This window comes from Streptomyces sp. NPDC093598 (assembly GCF_044764825.1).
Classification (GTDB): Bacteria; Actinomycetota; Actinomycetes; order Streptomycetales; family Streptomycetaceae; genus Streptomyces.
Map to the genome: position 1 here is coordinate 38904 of NZ_JBIWIV010000004.1, position 20950 is coordinate 59853.

Consider the following 20950-nt stretch of genomic DNA (forward strand, 5'->3'; position numbering starts at 1 on the left):
CCCTACGAGGTCCCCCGACGGTCAGAACTTGATGCTGCCGATCATGCCCGCGATGTTCGTCGTCAGCTCGTTGATCGTGGGAGCGACGGTCGAGGAGGCGAGGTAGAAGCCGAGCAGCATGCAGACGATCGCATGCCCCGCCTTCAGCCCCGACTTCTTGACGAGCAGGAAGACGATGATCGCCAGCAGCACCACCGCCGAAATCGAGAGTGCCACGGCGGCTCACCTCCAAAGATCCACAAGGGCGCGGGGGGTCGGACTATGGGGGCATCAAATCCGTACAGCAGCCAGCAGGTTCATACCCACTATGCGACATTGATCATAACTATCCGTCTGCGCGCATCGATCGGCGCACGGCCGCACAAGGGGGCGCATGGCCAATATGGTCAGGGCATGACGACCGAGCCTCACTCCTTCCCCCGACGGCACGCCCGCACCCAGCGCTTCACGCTCGGCGCGCCGCGTTCGTTCACCGTGGCGCCCGACGGTTCACGTGTCGTGTTCCTGCGCTCCGGTTCCGGTACGGACCGGGCGAATTCGCTCTGGGTCCTCGACCCGGAGGAGGGCGGGGAGCGCGTCGCGGCCGACCCGCACGCCCTGCTGGGCGGCGCCTCGGAGGACCTCTCGCCCGAGGAACGGGCCCGGCGCGAACGCAGCCGTGAGGGCGGGGCCGGCATCGTCGGATACGCCACCGACACGGCCGTCGAACTGGCCTCTTTCACCTTGTCAGGGCGGCTTTTCGCAGCCGAACTGCGGGCCGGGACGGCGCGTGAGCTGCCCGCGCCCGGGCCGGTGATCGACCCGCGTCCGTCGCCCGACGGGCGGCACGTCGCCTACGTCGCGCGGGGCGCCCTGCGCGTGGTGGGCGCCGAGGGAGAGGGTGACCGGGCGCTCGCCGAGCCGGAGTCGGAGAATGTCTCGTACGGACTGGCCGAGTTCATCGCGGCCGAGGAGATGGGGCGTTCGCGGGGCTTCTGGTGGGCTCCGGAGTCGGACCGGCTGCTCATGGCGCGCGTGGACGACACGCCGGTGCGGCGGTGGTGGATCGCCGACCCCGCGCATCCGGAAAGGGAGCCGCAGCGGGTGCCGTATCCGGCGGCGGGCACGGACAACGCGGAGGTGCGGCTGTTCGTGATCGGTCTGGACGGGCTGCGTACGGAGGTCGTCTGGGACCGGGCGCGGTACCCGTATCTGGCGCATGTCCACTGGTCAGCGGCGGGCGCGCCACTGTTGCTCGTGCAGGCGCGCGACCAGCGCAGTCAGCTGATCCTGGCCGCGGATCCGGACACGGGCGCGACGCGGATGGTGCACGCCGACGAAGATCGAACATGGCTTGATCTTTTCCCCGGGGTGCCGTGCTGGAGCCCCTCCGGGCAGCTGGTGCGGATCGCCGACGAGGGCGGTGCGCGGGTGCTGGCGGTCGGGGAACGGCCGCTCACGGGAGCGCAGATGCATGTCCGGGCCGTGCTGGACGTCTCCGAGCACGACGTGCTGATCTCGGCGTCGGCGGGGGCGGAGGCCGGTGACGCCGAGACGGGCCAGGTGCATGTGTACCGGGTGAACGAGCTGGGCGTGGAGCGGGTGTCGCAGGAGCCGGGCGTGCACGCGGCGGTGCGGGCCGGGGAGGTGACGGTCCTGGTGTCGGCGACGCTGAACCGGCCAGGTTCGCGGGTGCAGGTCCTGCGCGACGGAAAACCGACCAGGACTGTCCCCTCGTACGCCGAAGATCCTGGTATGTCCCCCCGCGTGACGCTCACCGAGGGGGGCGCACGCCGTGTCCCGTGCGCCGTGCTTATGCCTCGGGACTACGACGGTGACACCCCCCTGCCGGTGCTCATGGACCCCTACGGAGGCCCGCACGGCCAGCGGGTGGTCGCCGCGCACAACGCCCATCTCACGTCGCAGTGGTTCGCGGACCAGGGCTTCGCGGTGATCGTCGCGGACGGCCGCGGCACGCCGGGCCGCTCCCCCGCCTGGGAGAAGGCGATCCACCACGACTTCACGCTGTCGCTGGACGACCAGGTGGAGGCGCTGGAGGACCTCGCGAAGCGCTACCCCCTGGACCTGTCCCGGGTGGCGATCCGCGGCTGGTCCTACGGCGGCTGGCTGGCGGGCCTCGCCGTCCTGCGCCGCCCGGACGTCTTCCACGCGGGCGTCGCGGGCGCGCCGGTGACGGACTGGGCCCTGTACGACACCCACTACACCGAGCGTTACCTGGGCACCCCGGCGGAGCACCCGGAGTCGTACACCAAGAGCTCCCTGGTCACCGCGGACGGCCTGTCCTCCCCCGCCGAGCCGCACCGCCCCCTGATGGTCGTGCACGGCCTCGCCGACGACAACGTCGTGGTCGCCCACGCCCTGCGCCTGTCCTCGGCCCTGCTCGCCGCCGGCCGCCCCCACGAGGTGCTGCCGCTGTCCGGCGTCACCCACATCACCCCGCAGGAACAGGTCGCCGAGAACCTGCTCCTCCTCCAGGTCGACTTCCTGAAGCGCTCCCTGGGCATCACGACCGTCTGAACACGGCAACGGGCCGGGCCGCCCTGGGGCGTCCCGGCCCGTCTACGGCACCCGCACGGCCGTACGCTGACCAGCCTGACGCGTCCGTATATCGGAACCGGGTCAGCGAAGTTGCTTGCGTGTTAACGCAGTTGGCGGGGGTTCGCGGGGCCGCCGGCCTCGGATGCCACGAGTTCCGCCTCGAAGCCGTCGCTGTTCGCGAGATAGGCCGCGTAGTGCTCGGGGCCTCCGGCGTGGGGGTAGCGGTCGGGAAAGAGAGGCGACCAGCCGTGGGCGGGAGCCTCGGCGGCCAGCGCGTCGACCCGCGCGGGTGGTCCCGCGTGAAACGCGAGGTGGTTGAGCCCCGGCCGCGTGCGCTCGTGCTCCGCCGCGCTCATCGCCGACGACTGCTCGACGACGAGGTACGTCGGGCCGAGCCGCCAGCTGCGGCCGTGTCCCCAGTCCTGGTACGGGTGGTAGCCGAGGCGGCCGAGGAGCCAGCCCCACGCGACGACCGCCCGCGGCAGGTCGGGAACCCACAGTTCGACGTGATGCAGCATCCCGGATCCTCGAACGGCGGTTCCCGGCACCTCTCCAGAGGGGTGCCGGGAACCGGTGCGGACGTCCTATCGGCGGGTCAGGCCGCGTGGACCACGTCCTTCTCCTCCGCGAAGTGGCAGGCCGACTCGTGGGCCGCCGGGGTGTCCTCGCCCTGGAAGCGCTCGGGGATGGCCAGGAGCGGGATCTCCTCGGCGCACTTGTCCTGCGCCTTCCAGCAGCGGGTGCGGAAGCGGCAGCCCGAGGGCGGGTTGGCCGGGGAGGGGACGTCACCGGTGAGGATGATCCGCTCGCGGCCCTCGCGCGACTCCGGGTCGGGGACCGGGACGGCCGACAGCAGCGCCTGGGTGTAGGGATGCGTCGGGTGGTCGTAGATCTCCGTGTCCGTGCCGATCTCGGCCATCTTGCCGAGGTACATGACCCCGACCCGGTCCGAGATGTGCCGGACGATCGACAGGTCGTGCGCGATGAAGAGGTAGGAGAGGTTGAACTCGTCCTGAAGCTTCTCCATCAGGTTGATGACCTGCGCTTGGACGGACACGTCCAGAGCGGAGACCGGCTCGTCGCAGATGATGATCTCGGGGTTGAGCGCGAGGCCGCGGGCGATGCCGATGCGCTGACGCTGACCGCCCGAGAACTGGTGCGGGTAGCGGTGGATGTACTCCGGGTTGAGACCGACGACGTCCAGCAGCTCCTGGACCTTGCGGCGGCGGTCGCCCTTCGGGGCCACCTCGGGGTGGATCTCGAAGGTCTCGCCGATGATGTCGCCCACCGTCATCCGGGGGTTGAGCGAGGTGTAAGGGTCCTGGAACACCATCTGGATGTTCCGCCGGACCGCCTTCAGCGCCCGCCCGGACAGCTTGGTGATGTCCTGGCCCTTGTAGAAGATCTCGCCCGCGGTCGCCTTCTCCAGCATCATCAGCAGCTTGGCGACCGTGGACTTGCCACAGCCGGACTCGCCCACGATGCCGAGCGTCTCGCCCTGGTAGAGGTCGAAGGAGATACCGTCGACCGCCTTGACGGCCCCGATCTGCTTCTTGAAGAGGACGCCCTGGGTGAGCGGGAAGTGCTTCACCAGGTTGCGCACCTGAAGGATCGGCTCGCCCCGCTCGGCCGGCGCCTCGATCGCGGCGACCGCCTCCGACTCGGTGCGGGCGTCGACGACCTCGACCTCGGAGACGTTCGGCGTGGCGTCCTGCGGCTCGTCGGTCTTGCTGAGCTCAGCCATGGATCGTCTCCTTCCAGAAGTGGCAGGCCGATCCGCGACCGGCCAGCTCCGTGCCGTCCCGCTCGGTGATCGGGTGCAGTGCCGGAACGTCCGTACGGCAGACGTCCTGGGCCTGGGGGCAGCGCGGGTTGAAGGCGCAACCGGACGGGATGCGCAGCAGGTTGGGCGGCAGCCCCTTGATCGCGTACAGCTCCTGGCCCTTCTGGTCCAGGCGCGGGATCGAGTGCAGCAGACCCTTGGTGTACGGGTGCGCGGGGCGCTTGTACAACTCGTGCACGGGCGCGGTCTCCACGATCCGGCCGGCGTACATCACCGCGATCTTGTCAGCGACGTCGGCCACCACGCCGAGGTCGTGGGTGATCAGGATGAGGCCCATGTTGTACTCGCGCTGCAAGTCCGCGAGCAGGTCCATGACCTGGGCCTGGACGGTCACGTCGAGGGCCGTGGTGGGCTCGTCGGCGATGATCAGGTCCGGCTCCAGGGCGAGCGCCATCGCGATCATGATGCGCTGGCGCATACCGCCCGAGAACTGGTGCGGGTAGTCGCCGACGCGCTCCTTGGCGGCCGGGATCTTCACGCGGTCCATCAGCTCGATCGCCTTGGCCTTGGCGTCCTTCTTGGACATGCCCTGGTGGACGCGGAACATCTCGCCGAGCTGGTAGCCCACGGAGAGTACCGGGTTGAGCGAGGACAGCGCGTCCTGGAAGATCATCGCGATCTTGCGACCGCGGATCTTCCGGCGCTCTTCGTTGGACATCTTCAACATGTCCTGGCCACGGAAGAGGATCTCTCCCTTGGGGATGCGGCCGGGCGGCATGTCGAGGATGCCCATGATGGCCTGGGCGGTGACGGACTTGCCGGAGCCGGACTCGCCGAGCACGGCGAGCGTCTCGCCCGCGGAGACGGAGTAGTTGACGCCGTTGACGGCCTTGGCGACACCGTCGCGGGTGCGGAACTCCACGTGCAGGTCGCGGACTTCGAGCAGGGGGCGGCCTTGGCCCTCGGAGCCGCCCGGGGCGGGACTCTCGGACACTTCATCGATGATGGTCATGTACGCCTCCCTCAGCGCAGCTTGGGGTCGAGGGCGTTGCGTACCGCATCGCCGAACATCAGGAACGAGAGCACCGTGATCGAGACCATCACCGACGGGATGATCAGGGTGTGGGGCGCGATACGGAGCTGCTCACGTCCTCGCGCCACGTCGCCGCCCCAGGATACCGCCGAGTCACCGAGACCCACGCCCAGGAAGGACAGGGTGGCCTCGGCCGCGATGTAGCCGCCGAGCGCGATGGTGGCCACGACGATGATGGGCGCGAGCGCGTTGGGCAGGATGTGCCGGAACAGGATCCGGGACGTCGAGGCGCCGAGCGCCCTGGCGGCCACCACGTAGTCCGACTGCTTGATGGTGATCACGGCACCGCGTGCGACACGGGCGATCTGAGTCCAGCCGAGGAAGGCGAGGGCCATGATGACGACCCAGACGGTGCGGTCGTCGAAGGAGTTGAGCACCACCAGGGCGCCGAGCAGGAACGGGATGCCGAGGAAGATGTCGGTCAGCCGCGAGAGCAGGGTGTCGGTCCAGCCGCCGAAGTAGCCGGCGATCATGCCGATGATCGTGCCGATGACGGTGACGGCGACGGTGACACCCACACCGACGGTGATCGAGGCGCGGGCACCGTAGACGACGCGGGCGTAGATCGAACGGCCCTGGACGTCGTAGCCGAGCCAGTCCGGGGCGAAGACGTGACCCCAGTTCGGCTTGCCGAGATAGTGCTTGGCCAGGTCGGCGTCGCGCGGCGAGGCGCTGGTGAACAGTCCCGGCCAGGCCGACATCACCAGCAGGAACACGATCAGCACGGCCGATATCAGGAACAGCGGGTTGCGCCGCAGGTCGTGCCAGGCGTCGGACCACAGGCTGCGCGCCTTCTCCGGAGCCGGGCCGGAGTCGGTCACGACGACGCCCGCGGTGCTCACGGTGTCACCGGGAAGTGCTTCGACCTTCTTCTCGACGGTCTTGTCAGGCATACCGGATCCTCGGGTCCAGGACCGCGTAAAGCAGGTCGACGATCAAGCTGGCAGCGAGGTAGATGAGCACCATCAGCGAGGCGATTCCCACGACCGTGGCGCCTTCACGCCGACTGAGCGCATCGTAGATCTCGATACCGATACCCCGCACGTTGAAGATGCCCTCGGTCACGATGGCGCCGGTCATCAGGCTGCCGATCTCGATACCGAGGAAGGTGACCACGGGGATCAGCGAGTTGCGCATCAGGTGGACACCGATGATGCGGCGTCGCGGCAGCCCCTTGGCCACGGCGGTGCGCATGTAGTCGGACCGCAGGTTCTCCGCGATCGACGTGCGGGTCAGCCGGGCGACGTAGGCGAGCGAGAGCGACGCCAGCACGGTGGCGGGAAGCGCGAGCTGGGAGAAGTCTGTCGAGTCCGTCACCGTGGGCGTGGTGACCGACCACTTGAACGCGAGCAGGTACTGCAGCAGGAAGCCCAGCACGAAGGACGGCATCGAGACGAGGACCAGCGTCAGCGTCAGCAGTCCACGGTCCCGCAGCGTGTCGGGGCGCAGGCCGGCGATGACGCCGAGACCGATACCCACGAGCGTGACGAAGGTGAACGCGAAGAGCGTCAGCCGGATCGTCACCGGGAACGCGTCGGCGATGACGTCCGCGATGGGCCGCTGGCTGGCGATCTGGGTACCGAAGTCGCCCTGGAACAGCCCGGTCATGTAGTTCACGTACTGCTGAAGGAGCGGCTGATCGAGGCCGAGTTCCTTCTTGATGCTCGCGACCACCGTCGGGTCGTACGCCTGATCCCCCATCATCGCCCGGACGGGATCGCCGGGCAGGGCGTACATCATGCAGAAGATGAGCAAGGTTGACCCGATGAACACCGGGATCATCTGGAGCAGTCGTCGTGCGACATAGCGCCCCATAGGTGCCTCCGTGAGGGATTAACGCAGGTGCGGGGGCCGCCTCCCGATGACGAGACGGCCCCACGCACCTCCCACCGCCGCCTGAATCGGCGGTGGGCTTACGGCCGAGTGGGAAAAGCCCGGAGGGCTCCTCTTACTTGGTGGTGACGGCCCACACTTCGAGGTCACCGTGGAAGTCGACGTTGACGTTGTCGACGTTCTTACCGTGGCCGCCGTTGATGCGGTAGTACCAGAGCGGGATGGCCGGCATGTGCTCGACCAGCTTCTTCTCGACCTCCTGGAAGGCCTTCACCGACTCCTCGAGGGACTTGGCCTTGTCGGCCTTGTTCATCAGGCCGTCGATCTCCTTGTTGGAGAACCTGCCGTTGTTGGCCTCGGCGGTGGTGTGGTACAGCTCCTTCATGAAGTTGGCGTTGACCGGGTAGTCGGCGACCCAGCCACCGCGGTACATGCCCTTCACCTGGTCGTTGTCACGGGCCTCGAGGTCCGTGGCGAAGTCCGGCTTGGGGTCGCCGACGCAGTCGACACCGGTGGCCTTGCGGATGGACTCGCAGACCGCGGTCACCCACTCCTTGTGTCCACCGTCGGTGTTGTACTGGATGGTGAACTTGTTGCCCGGAACGCCGCCGCCCTCCTGGACGAGCTTCTTGGCCTTCGCCGGGTTGTACGTGAACACGTCGGTGTCCAGGTTCTGGTAGCCCTTGACGCCAGGCGGGGTGAAGCCCTTGGCCGGCGTACGGGTGTTGTTCAGAACCGTCTTGGTGATCGTGTCACGGTCGATCGCCATCGACAGACCCTGCAGGACCTTCGGGTCGATGTCCTTGAAGGTCTTGGAGTAGAACGCCGGGGTCAGCGTCTGGATGGCCGCGTACGGCTGCTCGATGGCGCCGTCGCCCAGGTCCTGCTTGTACTTCGGCAGGTCCGTCGGGCCGACCTGGCGGATCATGTCCAGGTTGCCGGAGACGACGTCCTTGTAGGCGGCCTCGAGCGTCGTGTAGGCCTTGAACTGGACGCCCTTGTTCTTCGCCTTGTTCGGACCCTGGTACTCATCCCAGGCCTTGACCTGGATGAGCTTCTTGTGGTCCCACTTCTCGAACTTGTAGGGACCGTTGCCGACCGGCTTCTGGCCGAAGGCCTTCGGGTCGTCGTAGAAGACCTTGGGCAGCGGGGCCCACGTGGTGTAGCCCAGCTTGTAGTTGAAGTACGGCATCGTGTACTTCAGCTCGATGGTGAAGGTGTGGTCGTCCACGGCCTTCAGACCGGACATGGTCTCGGCCTTCGGGTCACCCTTCTCCGGGTGGACATCGTCGTAGCCCTTGATGTCCTGGAACCAGAAGGAGTTCTGCTGGTTGTTCTTGATGTTGGCGTACCAGTTCCAAGCGTCGATGTACGACTTGGAGGTGACTTCTTCGCCGTTGTGGAACTTCCAGCCCTTCTTGAGCTTGACCGTCCACGTCTTGGAGTCGTCGGAGGTGACCGACTCGGCGTTCGTGTAGACGATGTCGCCCTTGGAGTCGAAGTCCAGCAGCTGGGTGAAGATGGACTGGATGACGTACGAGCCGTTGGACTCGTTCGTGTCCGCCGGGATCAGCGGCTTCTGCGGCTCGCCGACGTCGATCGACACGTACCCCGCAGGGCCGGAACCCTTGCTCTTCCCCTCACCGTCACTGTCGCCGCCACAGGCGGTGGCGGCCAGGGCGACGACTATCGCCCCCGCGACCCACTTGGCGCTCTTGGCACCACGCATGGGTTCCTCCTAAAGAAGTCATTGGTTCACCGCAAAGAGAGCACAGGACAGATCATCGCCACCGCCCGTCGTCGGTGCCGGAAGTCGTCAGGTGCCCCCGCGCTCGTGAGTCGGCGCCGCTGGCGGCGAGTGACCCGTTCATCCGAGCTCTACGCGCCTAACTATCTGCCAAACGCCAGGACCGAACCACACTCTCGAGGTCTCGGTTCGATCACAGCTCGCGTATACATCTTCCAAAATCCGGACAAAGGGTTTGGTGAAAGATCCCTGCGAAACGGACTTGTTACACATCTATCGGTGGCAGGTGTCCGCATTCCGGACGCGAGAGTGAGAAAAACCGCTTGCGGTTACCGTCGTCCCCGTGCAGGGTGCCGACCGGTGGCTGTCGCATGCTCAACGAGCTTGCGCGGCAGGGCCGTTGTGCGACACCGGGAACGCGAGACGCGCCACTTCCGGAGCAGGGTAGTGGGGGCGGGCCGCTCCCGGTGGCTGCCGTGGGCAGATCAAGGGTTTTCCCTACCCTTTTCCTCTGCGTTTCCCCGCCCTTAACAACAGCACCGGGCACCCCGCCCGTGCGGGGTGCCCGGTGTCGTTCAGGAGGGGCGTCAGCCGTGCTTGGCGCGGCTCGCGGCGCGGGCGCGCTCGCGGGCGTCCAGGTTCACCTTGCGGATGCGCACGGCCTCCGGGGTGACCTCGACGCACTCGTCGTCACGGCAGAACTCCAGGGACTGCTCCAGCGACAGCTTGCGCGGCGGGACGATCGACTCGGTCACGTCGGCCGTCGAGGACCGCATGTTGGTGAGCTTCTTCTCCTTGGTGATGTTGACGTCCATGTCGTCGGCGCGGGAGTTCTCGCCGACGATCATGCCCTCGTACACCTCGGTGCCCGGCTCCACGAACAGCACGCCGCGCTCCTGGAGGTTGGTCATCGCGAACGCGGTGACGGCGCCGGAGCGGTCGGCGACCAGGGAGCCGTTGTTACGGGTCTGGAGCGGGCCGAACCAGGGCTCGAAGCCCTCGTGGATGGAGTGGCCGATGCCCGTGCCACGGGTCTGGGTCAGGAACTCGGTCCGGAAGCCGATGAGACCGCGCGAGGGCACCACGAACTCCATGCGGACCCAGCCGGAGCCGTGGTTGGACATGTTGTCCATGCGGCCCTTGCGGACGCCCATCAGCTGCGTGACCGCGCCCATGTGCGCCTCGGGCACGTCGATCGTCATGCGCTCGACCGGCTCGTAGACCTTGCCGTCGACCTCCTTGGTGACGACCTGCGGCTTGCCGATGGTCAGCTCGAAGCCCTCCCGGCGCATCGTCTCGACCAGGATGGCCAGCGCCAGCTCACCGCGGCCCTGCACCTCCCAGGCGTCCGGCCGCTCGGTGTCCAGCACCCGGAGGCTGACGTTACCGATCAGCTCGCGGTCGAGGCGGTCCTTGACCTGGCGGGCGGTGACCTTGCGGTCCTTGACGGCCGCCTTGTTGTCGGCGCCCTTGCCGGTGGCGCCACGGCCGACCAGCGGGGAGGTGTTGGTGCCGATGACCATGGAGATCGCGGGCTCGTCGACCGTGATCAGCGGCAGCGCGACCGGGTTCTCCGGGTCGGCCAGGGTCTCGCCGATCATGATGTCCGGGATACCGGCGACCGCGCAGATGTCACCGGGGCCGGCCATCTCCGCCGGCTTGCGGGTGAGCGCCTCGGTCATCATCAGCTCGGAGATGCGGACGCTGCTGACGGACCCGTCGCGCTTCATCCACGCGACCGTCTGGCCCTTGCGCAGCTCGCCCTGCTCGACGCGGAGCAGCGCGATACGGCCGAGGAAGTTGTCGGCGTCCAGGTTGGTGACGTGGGCCTGGAGCGGGGCGGCCTCGTCGTAGGTCGGGGCCGGGATGTGCTCCAGGATCGTGGAGAAGAACGGCTCCAGGCTGGTGGAGTCGGCGGGGACCGTGCCGTTGTCCGGCTTGGTCAGCGAGGCGATGCCGTCGCGGCCGCAGGCGTAGACGATCGGGAACTCGATCTGCTCCTCGTCGGCGTCCAGGTCGAGGAAGAGGTCGTAGGTCTCGTTGACGACCTCGTCGATCCGGGAGTCCGGGCGGTCCGTCTTGTTGATGCACAGGATGACGGGCAGCCGCTGCTGGAGCGCCTTGCGCAGCACGAAGCGGGTCTGCGGGAGCGGGCCCTCGGAGGCGTCCACGAGCAGGACGACACCGTCGACCATCGACAGACCGCGCTCGACCTCGCCGCCGAAGTCGGCGTGGCCGGGGGTGTCGATGATGTTGATGGTGATGGGCTCCCCGCCGTCCTTGGGGTGGTACTTCACCGCCGTGTTCTTGGCGAGGATCGTGATGCCCTTCTCACGCTCCAGGTCGTTCGAGTCCATCATGCGGTCGTCGACCGAGTCGAGCTGGTGCGCGGCGAAGGCGCCGGCCTGCTTCAGCATGCCGTCGACGATGGTGGTCTTGCCGTGGTCGACGTGGGCGACGATGGCGACGTTGCGGATGTCGTGGCGCGTGGCCATGGTGTGGCGTACTCCCGGAGTTGAGGAATGCCCTGCGCGGACGTCTGCGGTGCGCGGGCCCTGCCGGGCTGAACGTGCCACGGCCTCACCCCATGGTACGGGTGCGCTGCCGCTGGGGCGTGCCGGGAGACGTATACGCAGGTGGCAAGGGTTCCACGGCCTTCTCCAAGGCACCCGGCGGCCGGGGAGGGCCGCCGGGGCCGCTCGGGACGGCCCGGCTCAGTCCGGTGTCCTTGCGGCCCGGGAGCCCGCCGGGCACAGTCGACCGGCCGCCGCACGGCCGGCCGTGCCTTCGGGCGGCTCGGAACAGGGCATGAAGCCGCTGCCGGTGCCCTCCCAGGTCCGCACCTGCCCCTTGACGGGCTCGCCGTTTCCACAGGTGTAGGTGAAGTCGGCCGTGACCAGCTTGATGTAGCCCCATGCGTAGTACGCGCCCTCGAGGTCGCCGGTCGCCACCTCGAAGTAGTGGTCCTCCTCCGGGGCTTCCTTCTCGGACGGGCCGGCGAGCGGTTCCTCGACCTTGAGGTGGCTGCCGAGGGCCGTGATCACGGCGGCTGCGCCGATGCCCCGGGGCGCGCCGGTCACCGAGGGCCGGTAGACCGTGTCATCCACGGGCTCGAACTCGGCCGAGTAGGAGGCGGTCCGCTTCTCGAACGTGATCGGGTCGCTCATCGCGGTCAGCTTCTGCATCCGATGCACGCCGGACCAGGCATAGGTGCCGTTCGTGCAGGCCGTGGTCTGGCCGGCGCCCCGCTGGTCCGAGTCCCCCGTACACGCCGCCGCCCCCGTCACCAGCGCCCCGATGACCAGCCCGGCCGTGCAGGCCCGCCGTACCGTGCCGCGCATGGCCGGCTCCTGTCCCCCGTGCACGGACGCCCGGCGCCCGCACCATGATCGCTGTTGATCTCATGGTGGGGACGCCGGGCGGGGACGGCAAGGCGTTTGAGCGTTTCCAGAGCCAAGGGTGGCCGAGCGCTACGGGGTGGCCGAGCCCTTCGCCGACGGGCCGGACGCCGGCTTCGCCCCCTTCTTCAGGAAGCCCATGTCCTCGTACACCGGCGTGCCGAAGCCGAAGGCGCCGGTGTTGACCAGGTTCTTGCGGGCCGCCAGGAGCTGGGGGCGCTGGAAGAGGGGGATCGAGCCGGCCGCCGCCCAGATGCGGGAGTCGGCCTTGCGGATCAGGGAGCGGGACTCGTCCTCGTCGAGGGTGGCCACGGCCTCGTCGAAGAGCTGGTCGACCTGGTCGGTGCCGACGCGGGTGTAGTTCTGCTCGACGTTCAGCGAGCCGTCGGCGGCCGGGACGGGCTTGGCGTAGACGGGGCGGGCGTCGGTGGCCGGGAACGCCGTGGCGGGCCAGGAGTACAGGGCGAGGTCGTACTGGCCGGAGGCGATGTGGTCCTTGAAGTAGGACTCGTCGGAGACCTTGGAGATCTCCGTGCCGATGCCGACGCGCTCCAGCATGCGGGAGATGCGGTCCGCGACCGTGCGCAGCGTCTGGGAGCCCGGCCCGGAGGGGAGCACGAAGCGGAGCGTGAGCGCCTTGCCGTTCTTGGCGAGCCGGGCGGCCTCCTGGTTGGCCGGGGCGGCGGTGCCCTTGGGGGCGTACGCGCCGGGGGCGCCGCCCTGGTGCGGGGGCAGGTACTGCTTGCCGTCCTGGGCGAGGCGGCCGGCGGGGTCCGGTCCGCGGCGGGCCTTGTCGTCCTCGCCGACGATGTACGTGCCGTCGTCGTCCGACTCTTCCTTGGAGTCGCCGTCGGCCTTCTCGCCCTCGGGGCCGGCCGCCTCCTCCTTCTCCTTCTTCTTCCGCTCCTCGACCGGGCCGCCGCTCACCCACCCGGCGTCCGCGAGCAGCGCCTGGGCCTCCTTGGTGTCCTGGCCGCCGAGGGCGCCGCTGTTGTCGGCGTAGGCGGCCTGGCCGGACAGGGCGAGGTGGCTGCCGACCGGGACGGCGGGCAGGCCGAGCGGCTTGAGGACGGCCTGGGCCAGTTCCTTGCGGTCCAGGGCGCGGGCGACGGCCCTGCGGACGCGTTCGTCGGCGAGCGGGCCCTCGGCGCCGTTGAGGGCGAGCTGGGTGTAGGCGGGCTCCAGGGACTTGCGCACCTCGAAGCCTCTCAGGGCCTGCTGCTGCCGGGTGTACTTGGCCACGGCCTTGCGCAGCTTCTTGCGGGCGACGGTCTCCTCGTCGGCGGCGTCCTCGTCGGAGCCGTTGGCGACGGCCCAGGACTGCAGGGCGTCCGCGGCGGACCGGTCGGCGCCCGGCCCCATCAGCGGGCTGCTGGAGCTGTGGGGGCGGGCGGCGAGGGTGATGCGGCGGGCCGCGGTGGGGTCGATCTCGGCCAGGTCGAGGGTGCCGGCGGCCAGCTCGGCGGCCCGCTTGTCGCGCGGGACCGTGCGCAGCACGATCTCGGAGAGCTTGGCCGGCTCGCCCCACCAGCGCGGATTGCGGGCGAGGGTGATCTCCTCGTCCTTGCGGTCGACCTCCTTCACCGTGAACGGACCGGCACTGACCTTGAGCTTCTTGCGGGCCCCGTCGTTGAAGGAGTCCGGGGTGCCCATGACGTCCTTCGGGTACAGCGGCGAGAACAGCGAGCGCCAGTCCGCGTAAGGGCGGCTGAAGGTGACCCGGACCTCCAGCGCGTTGTCACCGCGCTCGATCTTCTGGATGCGGTCGTAGCCGGCGTTGCGGGCCGTCCAGTACGCGGTGTCCTTGCCGGACAGGGCGCGCCACTGGGCGGCGAAGTCGGCGGCGCCGATCTCCCGGCCGTCGCTCCAGACGGCCTGCTGGTTGAGCTTGTACAGGACGACCTGCTTGGGCTCGGTGTCGACGACCTCGGCGGACTCCAGGTATTCGGGGTTGCGCTCCGGGCGGCCGGAGGCGTTCATGCGGAACATCGACGGCAGGACGGCCTGGGCGACGCGGGTGGTGGTGGCGTCGGCGTCCGACTGGAACGTGTTCAGGGTGTCCGGCACGGAGTCGACGGCCCAGCGCAGGGTGCCGCCGTCGGCGATCCGGTCGCGAGGGGCGGGCTGGATGTCCTGCCCGGCCAGCGGCTTGCCGGACGGGTCGTCCGAGCCACACCCGGCGAGCGCGGGCACCGCGAGCACTCCCGCGGTGAGGAAGGCGACCGAGCGCGTGACCGCACGCGGGCCGACACCGTGCTGGGACATCTGTGCTACCTCCGGGAAGCCGCGGGCGTTACGATCACTTTTGGCGGTATTTGGCTTTCATCTGATGTATGCGGCCACTGAAGAGGAAAGGGTTCGGCAACACAGGGCGACACGGCGGTCCCGGGCGGGAAGTCACCCGTGCGGCGCAACGCACCGCACGGTGCACCCATACGCCTCGGCCAATCGATGCACATCCCTTCACAGCACAAGGTGTGACGCGCAACACTCGCAGGCGCATGAACGTTGCCGCCTTGGGCCATGAAGGACCCGCGGAAGTGAGGGCAAGTCATGTCCGTTCACGACGAACTGACGTCAGTCCAGCGCAGTCTCGACGAAGTGTTCCGTTCGCTGGGACGCCTGGAGAAGCAGCTCGGCACCGGCGGCCTGGAGATGCGCCGCGTCCGTGCCGACGCCAATCACCTGCGCGAGAGCGTCGCCCTGCTGCGCGACGCCGCCGCGTCACCGACCGCGCCGAAGCGCCCCGAGCTCGTCACCATCTCGGACGCGCCGTACGACCCGTCGCTGTGGGTCGACTCGGACGACGAGGGGCTGGGCGCCCGGGACCGGCGCGCTCCCTGACCCGGGGAGGAGTCGCGCGCGACCGGCACCTCCCCCGAACCCGACCGGAGTCGTCACGTGGCCACTGGTACGGAACCCCCTGCCACCGAACCCAGACCTGAGAGCGGCGGTGTGCGGGGCGGTACGCGCGCCGCGATCGCCGCCCCGCACCTGCGCACCGACCGCTGGTGGCTGGCCCCGGCCGCCACCGCGGCCGGTCTGCTCGCGTTCATCGTGTACTCGACCTGGCGGGCCTTCGCCAACACGGACTACTACGCGGCGCCGTACGTCTCCCCGTTCTACTCGCCCTGTCTGGCGGAGAACTGCGAGCCGATGAAGGCCGGCCCGAACTGGGAGATCTTCGGCAGCTGGTGGGGCATCTCGCCCGCGATCATCATCCTGATCTTCCCGCTCGGCTTCCGCCTGACCTGCTACTACTACCGCAAGGCCTACTACCGGGGCTTCTGGGCGTCCCCGCCGGCCTGCGCGGTGGCCGAGCCGCACAGGAAGTACACCGGTGAGACCCGCTTCCCACTGATCCTGCAGAACATTCACCGGTACTTCTTCTACGCCGCGCTCCTCGTCGCCGGGATCCTCACGTACGACACCGTGCTCGCCTTCCGGGACGAGACCTACGCGTGGGGCCACATGGGCCTCGGCACGCTCGTGTTCCTGGTCAACATCGTGCTGATCTGGGCGTACACGATCTCCTGCCACTCCTGCCGGCACATCGTCGGCGGCAAGCTCAAGCACTTCTCCAGGCATCCCGTGCGCTACCGGATGTGGCAGTGGGCGGGGAAGCTCAACGCCCGGCACATGCAGCTCGCGTGGGCGTCGCTGGTGAGCGTGGCGCTCGCCGACTTCTACGTCTACCTGGTCGCGTCCGGTGCCTTCGACGATCCGCGGTTCTTCTAGAGGGATGGGGTCTTGCGATGTCCGTGGTCGACCGGCAGGAGTGGGACGTCGTCGTGGTGGGCGCGGGCGGTGCCGGGCTGCGCGCCGCCATCGAGGCCCGCGAGCGGGGCGCCCGTACGGCCGTGATCTGCAAGTCGCTGTTCGGCAAGGCGCACACGGTGATGGCCGAGGGCGGCATCGCCGCCGCGATGGCCAACGTCAACAGCGGTGACAATTGGCAGGTGCACTTCCGCGACACCATGCGCGGCGGCAAGTTCCTCAACCAGTGGCGGATGGCCGAACTGCACGCCCAGGAGGCGCCCCAGCGGGTCTGGGAGCTGGAGACCTGGGGGGCGCTGTTCGACCGCACCAAGGACGGCCGGATCTCCCAGCGCAACTTCGGCGGCCACGAGTACCCGCGCCTCGCGCACGTCGGTGACCGCACGGGCCTGGAGCTGATCCGCACCCTCCAGCAGAAGATCGTCTCCCTCCAGCAGGAGGACTTCAAGGAGACCGGCGACTACGAGTCCCGGCTGAAGGTCTTCCAGGAGTGCACGGTCACCCGCGTGCTGAAAGACGGCGCAAGGGTCTCCGGCGTCTTCGGCTACGAACGCGAGTCGGGCCGCTTTTTCGTGCTGGAGGCACCCGCCGTGGTGATCGCCACCGGCGGCATCGGCAAGTCCTTCAAGGTGACGTCGAACTCGTGGGAGTACACCGGCGACGGCCACGCGCTGGCCCTCCTCGCGGGCGCTCCCCTGCTGAACATGGAGTTCGTGCAGTTCCACCCGACCGGCATGGTCTGGCCGCCGTCGGTGAAGGGCATCCTCGTCACCGAGTCGGTGCGCGGCGACGGCGGTGTGCTGCGCAACTCCGACGGCAAACGGTTCATGTTCGACTACATCCCCGACGTCTTCAAGGACAAGTACGCCGAGACGGAGGAGGAGGGCGACCGCTGGTACGACGACCCGGACCACAACCGGCGTCCCCCCGAGCTGCTCCCCCGCGACGAGGTGGCCCGGGCGATCAACGCCGAGGTGAAGGAGGGACGCGGCTCGCCGCACGGGGGCGTGTTCCTCGACGTGTCGACCCGGATGCCGGCCGAGGTCATCAAGCGGCGGCTGCCGTCGATGTACCACCAGTTCAAGGAGCTGGCCGACGTCGACATCACGGCGGAGGCGATGGAGGTCGGGCCCACCTGTCACTACGTGATGGGCGGGGTCGCGGTCGAGTCGGACACGGCGGCGGCGCGCGGGGTGCCGGGTCTGTTCGCGGCCGGTGAGGTGGCCGGCGGCATGCACGGCTCCAACCGGCTCGGCGGCAACTCGCTGTCCGACCTGCTGGTGTTCGGGCGCCGGGCGGGCTGGCACGCGGCCGAGTACGCGGCGGGGCCGGCCGGGGCGCGGCCCGTGGTGGACGACGTCCAGATCGACTCGGCGGCGGCGGAGGCCCTGCGGCCCTTCTCGGCCGAGGCGGAGATCGAGGAGCCGGCGGGCGGCCCGCCGGAGAACCCCTACACCCTGCACCAGGAACTGCAGCAGACGATGAACGACCTGGTCGGCATCATCCGCCGCGAGCCGGAGATGGAGCAGGCCCTTCAGAAGCTGGCCGAGCTGCGGGTGCGGGCGCGCCGGGCCGGGGTCGAGGGGCACCGGCAGTTCAACCCGGGCTGGCACCTCGCCCTGGACCTCAGGAACATGCTGCTGGTCAGCGAGTGCGTGGCGCGGGCCGCGCTGGAGCGCACCGAGTCGCGCGGCGGGCACACGCGTGAGGACCATCCGGGGATGGACCGTGAGTGGCGCCGGATCAACCTGCTGTGCGCGCTCACCGACCCGACGGGCGGTCTGGCGGCGACGGACCCGGTCCGGGGCCAGATCACCCTCACCCGTGAGACCACCGAACCCGTCCGTTCCGACCTGCTCGCCCTGTTCGACAAGGAGGAGCTGGTCAAGTACCTCTCCGAAGAGGAGCTCTACGAATGAGCGGCTATACGGCCCACTTCAAGGTGTGGCGCGGGGACGTGAGCGGCGGCGGCCTGGAGGACTTCAAGGTCGAGGTCAACGACGGTGAGGTGGTGCTCGACATCATCCACCGCCTCCAGGCCACCCAGGCGCCCGACCTCGCCGTGCGCTGGAACTGCAAGGCCGGCAAGTGCGGTTCCTGTTCGGCGGAGATCAACGGCCGGCCGCGGCTGCTGTGCATGACGCGCATGTCGGTGTTCGACCGGGAGGAGACCATCACGGTGACGCCGCTGCGGGCGTTCCCGGTCGTCCGCGACCTGGTCACCGACGTCGGCTTCAACTACGCCAAGGCCAGGGAGGTCCCGGCCTTCGTGCCGCCGGCCGGCGTCGCTCCCGGCGAGTACCGGATGATGCAGGAGGACGTGGACCGCTCGCAGGAGTTCCGCAAGTGCATCGAGTGCTTCCTGTGCCAGGACACCTGCCATGTGGTCCGTGACCACGAGGAGAACAAGCAGGCGTTCGCGGGACCCCGTTTCCTGATGCGGGTCGCGGAGCTGGACATGCATCCGCTGGACGCGGCGGCGGAGGCGGGCCTGGACCGCAAGACCACGGCCCAGGACGAGCACGGCCTGGGCTACTGCAACATCACCAAGTGCTGCACCGAGGTCTGCCCCGAGGGCATCAAGATCACGGACAACGCGCTGATCCCGCTGAAGGAGCGGGCGGTCGACCGCAAGTACGACCCGCTGGTGTGGCTGGGCTCGAAGATCAGGAGGCGCTCTTCAGCAGGCTGAGCGCCTGGTGGAGGTTGTGTTCCGCGATCTCCCGCATCCGGCCGGGGTGCGGGAAGTCCCCCTCGATGAGGCTCAGCGGGCCCGAGACCAGGCCGATGTGCATCGCCAGGCGGTACAGGCGCAGGCGGGCCTCGTCCAGGCCGGGGGCGCGCAGGGCGTCGTAGTGGGGGCCGAAGCGGAGCCGGAGGAAGGCGTGCTCGTGCTCCACGTCGAAGTACATCAGGCCTTCGATGTCGATGAGGGCGGGCTGCCCGTCGGGGGCGAGCAGGACGTGGTCCGCCCCGAGTTCGCCGTGGATGAGGGTGTGGCGGTCGCGGGGCCGGACCTCGGCGGCCAGGGCGTGGATCTCCTGCTCCAGCTCCCGCCGTGCGGCGGCCGCGCGGGGGTCGCGTGCGGCGGCTTCGGCGATGCCGCGCAGGGCGCCCTCGGTGACGCGCTGCTCGCAGGAGACTCCGTAGGAGGAGCCGCCGTCGTCGACGACGGCGACCTTGCCGAAACGGGGCCCGGTGTGGACGTGCAGGGTGGCGAGCAGCTCCGCCATGCGTTCCATGGCCTGCGGTGCCCTCTGCGGGTCGCGGGCGAGGACCTCCTCCAGGCTGCCGCCGGTCAGGTCCTCGACGACGGCCGCGTCCGCGGGCAGGTGCGTGTGCGTGGAGTCGGCGAACCGGAGACGGGGCGTGCGGACACCGGCGGCGGCCAGGCGGTCGTGGGCCGCCGTGAACAGGCCGAGGCCGGTGCCGTGGGAGAAGACGTCCCGGGGGTCGGGGTCCGGCTGGTCCCAGTAGTCCTCGTCGGCGGACCAGACGTAGGCGACGGCGGTGGAGTCGTCGTCGAGGACCAGTCGGTAGACGCCCTTCTTGGTGCCGCCGCGCAGGCGTTCCACGCCGGTGAGGGTGCGGCCCGGGCCGAGGGCGGCGCGGGCAAGGGGGGCGAGGTCGGCGGTGGTGAGGGGGCGGCGGGTGGTGGTCACCGCACCCAGTCTTCCTTGTAGGCACGCCAGTTGGCCTCGGTCGCGGCGAAGTCGATGTACAGCGCGACGCCGAAGTCGGCCCGGTCGGCATCGGTGCGGGACAGACCGAGCCGGACGCCCCGGACCGCCGCGGGCACGGTCTCGGCGTGGCCCCAGTGGTCGAAGTTGCTCTCCCAGTAGAAGGGCAGGCCCATCAGCAGGTCGGTGGAGGGCGGGGTGACCTCCAGGGCGAGGGAGGTCTGCTGGGCGACGTAGCCGCCGTAGGTGCCCTCCAGGGGCTGGGCGGTGTCGTACGACATCACGGCGATCTGGTCGACGCGGCGGGCGACCTGTCCGAAGAACTCCTGCGACCACCACTTGGGGTGTTCGGTGAGCAGACCGAACACGGTGTGCAGATTCGGAAGCGGGTCGATCTGGTGGGCGGCGACGGAGAGTTGTGCGTCACGGGAGCGGGTCTCGCGGCGCAGGGCGTCGAGAAGGGTGAGGAAGTCGCGGTCGCCGGACGGCATGGGCTCCAGGTCGAGGTGGATGCCCTCGTAGCCGGTGTCCAGGACCTGGCGGGCGGAGCGGACGACGGCGGCACGGGTGTCCGCGTCGTCCAGGTGCATGCCGTCGGGGCCCTCGGTGGCCAGGACGTCACCGAGGAAGGCCTGGACGCGGACGCCGGGGATCTTGTCGTGGACGGCGTCGATGAACCAACGCGCCCTCGGATACACCGACTCGGGCAGTGTGCCGTCGTGCTCCAGCGGGCCCGAGTGGACGTACAGGTCCCGGATGCCGGTGCCTTGCAGGCGGCGGGCCAGGGCGGTGACGTCGGCGTCCTTCTTGCGCCCGTCGACCCAGGCGTGGCCCAGCCAGAGGGCGTCGCGGTTGCGGTTCTGGGTGCCGTCCGCGGGGTCGCCCATGTAGTTGACGCGGAGGGCCGTCAGAACGGAGAGGAGCGGGAGCACGAGGAGCAGCGGGAGGGCGATGGCCGTGCGTCTGATCCAGCGCCGGCGCCTCGTACCGCTTGCGGAGTCGGGCGTGGGATCCCCTTGTGGCTGCGGGGAGTTCTCGGTGTCGGCGACTTCCGTGCGGTCCATGCCGTGTCCCCCCCGGTGGTGCGGTTGGTGTTGCCGG

The 20950-nt window shown here is 69.3% G+C and carries 17 protein-coding genes; 5 read left to right on the forward strand and 12 right to left on the reverse strand.

Translation table 11 applies throughout. The annotated features are described in order from the left end of the window. Window positions 1-21 precede the first annotated feature (21 nt). On the reverse strand, window positions 22-216 hold the full coding sequence (locus tag ACIRDU_RS15380; RefSeq protein WP_031103282.1) for a hypothetical protein: 195 nt from the start codon (window positions 214-216) through the stop codon (window positions 22-24). 177 nt (window positions 217-393) lie between these two features. Between ACIRDU_RS15380 and ACIRDU_RS15385 the strand changes: the two genes are divergently transcribed. Continuing rightward, window positions 394-2517: a prolyl oligopeptidase family serine peptidase gene (locus tag ACIRDU_RS15385; RefSeq protein ID WP_403579125.1), complete on the forward strand. Its 2124-nt coding sequence runs from the start codon at window positions 394-396 to the stop codon at window positions 2515-2517. A 122-nt stretch (window positions 2518-2639) separates the two neighbouring features. Here the strand turns inward: ACIRDU_RS15385 and ACIRDU_RS15390 are convergent, their stop codons facing one another. The 9 genes from ACIRDU_RS15390 to ACIRDU_RS15430 form a co-directional block, all read right to left on the reverse strand. Next, window positions 2640-3056 (reverse strand): VOC family protein, encoded by a 417-nt coding sequence (locus ACIRDU_RS15390; protein ID WP_403579128.1) that lies wholly within the window; start codon window positions 3054-3056, stop codon window positions 2640-2642. Window positions 3057-3133: 77 nt separating this feature from the next. Then, complete coding sequence (locus tag ACIRDU_RS15395) at window positions 3134-4282, reverse strand: ABC transporter ATP-binding protein (RefSeq protein WP_403579130.1); 1149 nt, start codon at window positions 4280-4282, stop codon at window positions 3134-3136. Then, window positions 4275-5333 (reverse strand): ABC transporter ATP-binding protein, encoded by a 1059-nt coding sequence (locus ACIRDU_RS15400; protein ID WP_403579133.1) that lies wholly within the window; start codon window positions 5331-5333, stop codon window positions 4275-4277. The genes ACIRDU_RS15395 and ACIRDU_RS15400 overlap by 8 nt, the downstream gene beginning before the upstream one ends. Before the next feature lie 11 nt (window positions 5334-5344). After that, window positions 5345-6307, reverse strand: coding sequence for an ABC transporter permease (locus ACIRDU_RS15405; protein WP_403579136.1), 963 nt, complete (start codon window positions 6305-6307; stop codon window positions 5345-5347). Then, entirely contained in the window at window positions 6300-7229 is a 930-nt protein-coding gene (locus ACIRDU_RS15410) for an ABC transporter permease (protein ID WP_403579139.1), read from the reverse strand. The genes ACIRDU_RS15405 and ACIRDU_RS15410 overlap by 8 nt, the downstream gene beginning before the upstream one ends. 133 nt (window positions 7230-7362) lie before the next feature. Beyond that, a complete protein-coding gene (locus tag ACIRDU_RS15415; protein WP_403579142.1) occupies window positions 7363-8976 on the reverse strand; it encodes an ABC transporter substrate-binding protein in 1614 nt (537 codons plus the stop codon). Between the two features lie 605 nt (window positions 8977-9581). Further along, window positions 9582-11489 carry a translational GTPase TypA gene (gene typA, locus ACIRDU_RS15420; protein ID WP_403579144.1) on the reverse strand — a complete coding sequence of 636 codons (1908 nt, stop codon included), beginning with the start codon at window positions 11487-11489 and terminating at the stop codon, window positions 9582-9584. Window positions 11490-11708: 219 nt separating this feature from the next. Further along, the gene (locus tag ACIRDU_RS15425; protein ID WP_403579147.1) at window positions 11709-12335 is read right to left on the reverse strand and encodes a hypothetical protein; all 627 of its coding nucleotides are present in this window, start codon (window positions 12333-12335) and stop codon (window positions 11709-11711) included. Between the two features lie 129 nt (window positions 12336-12464). Further along, the gene (locus ACIRDU_RS15430; RefSeq protein WP_403579149.1) at window positions 12465-14657 is read right to left on the reverse strand and encodes an ABC transporter family substrate-binding protein; all 2193 of its coding nucleotides are present in this window, start codon (window positions 14655-14657) and stop codon (window positions 12465-12467) included. 288 nt (window positions 14658-14945) lie between these two features. On the opposite strand from ACIRDU_RS15430, the gene ACIRDU_RS15435 reads away from it, so the two are divergent. The 4 genes from ACIRDU_RS15435 to ACIRDU_RS15450 are packed head-to-tail and all read left to right on the forward strand — an operon-like array spanning window position 14946 to window position 18861. Continuing rightward, on the forward strand, window positions 14946-15236 hold the full coding sequence (locus tag ACIRDU_RS15435; protein ID WP_403579152.1) for a hypothetical protein: 291 nt from the start codon (window positions 14946-14948) through the stop codon (window positions 15234-15236). 57 nt (window positions 15237-15293) lie between these two features. Then, entirely contained in the window at window positions 15294-16130 is an 837-nt protein-coding gene (locus ACIRDU_RS15440) for a hypothetical protein (protein WP_403579155.1), read from the forward strand. 17 nt (window positions 16131-16147) lie between these two features. Continuing rightward, window positions 16148-18088, forward strand: coding sequence for a fumarate reductase/succinate dehydrogenase flavoprotein subunit (locus ACIRDU_RS15445; protein ID WP_403579158.1), 1941 nt, complete (start codon window positions 16148-16150; stop codon window positions 18086-18088). Further along, window positions 18085-18861 (forward strand): succinate dehydrogenase/fumarate reductase iron-sulfur subunit, encoded by a 777-nt coding sequence (locus ACIRDU_RS15450; RefSeq protein WP_403579161.1) that lies wholly within the window; start codon window positions 18085-18087, stop codon window positions 18859-18861. The genes ACIRDU_RS15445 and ACIRDU_RS15450 overlap by 4 nt, the downstream gene beginning before the upstream one ends. Here ACIRDU_RS15450 and ACIRDU_RS15455 read toward each other — a convergent pair. Continuing rightward, on the reverse strand, window positions 18836-19831 hold the full coding sequence (locus tag ACIRDU_RS15455; RefSeq protein WP_403579163.1) for a phosphotransferase family protein: 996 nt from the start codon (window positions 19829-19831) through the stop codon (window positions 18836-18838). The two genes, ACIRDU_RS15450 and ACIRDU_RS15455, sit on opposite strands and share 26 nt — an antisense overlap. Beyond that, window positions 19828-20913, reverse strand: a complete 1086-nt coding sequence (locus tag ACIRDU_RS15460; RefSeq protein ID WP_403579166.1) for a hypothetical protein — start codon at window positions 20911-20913, stop codon at window positions 19828-19830. Before ACIRDU_RS15460 ends, ACIRDU_RS15455 begins: the two co-directional genes overlap by 4 nt. Window positions 20914-20950: the final 37 nt, after the last annotated feature.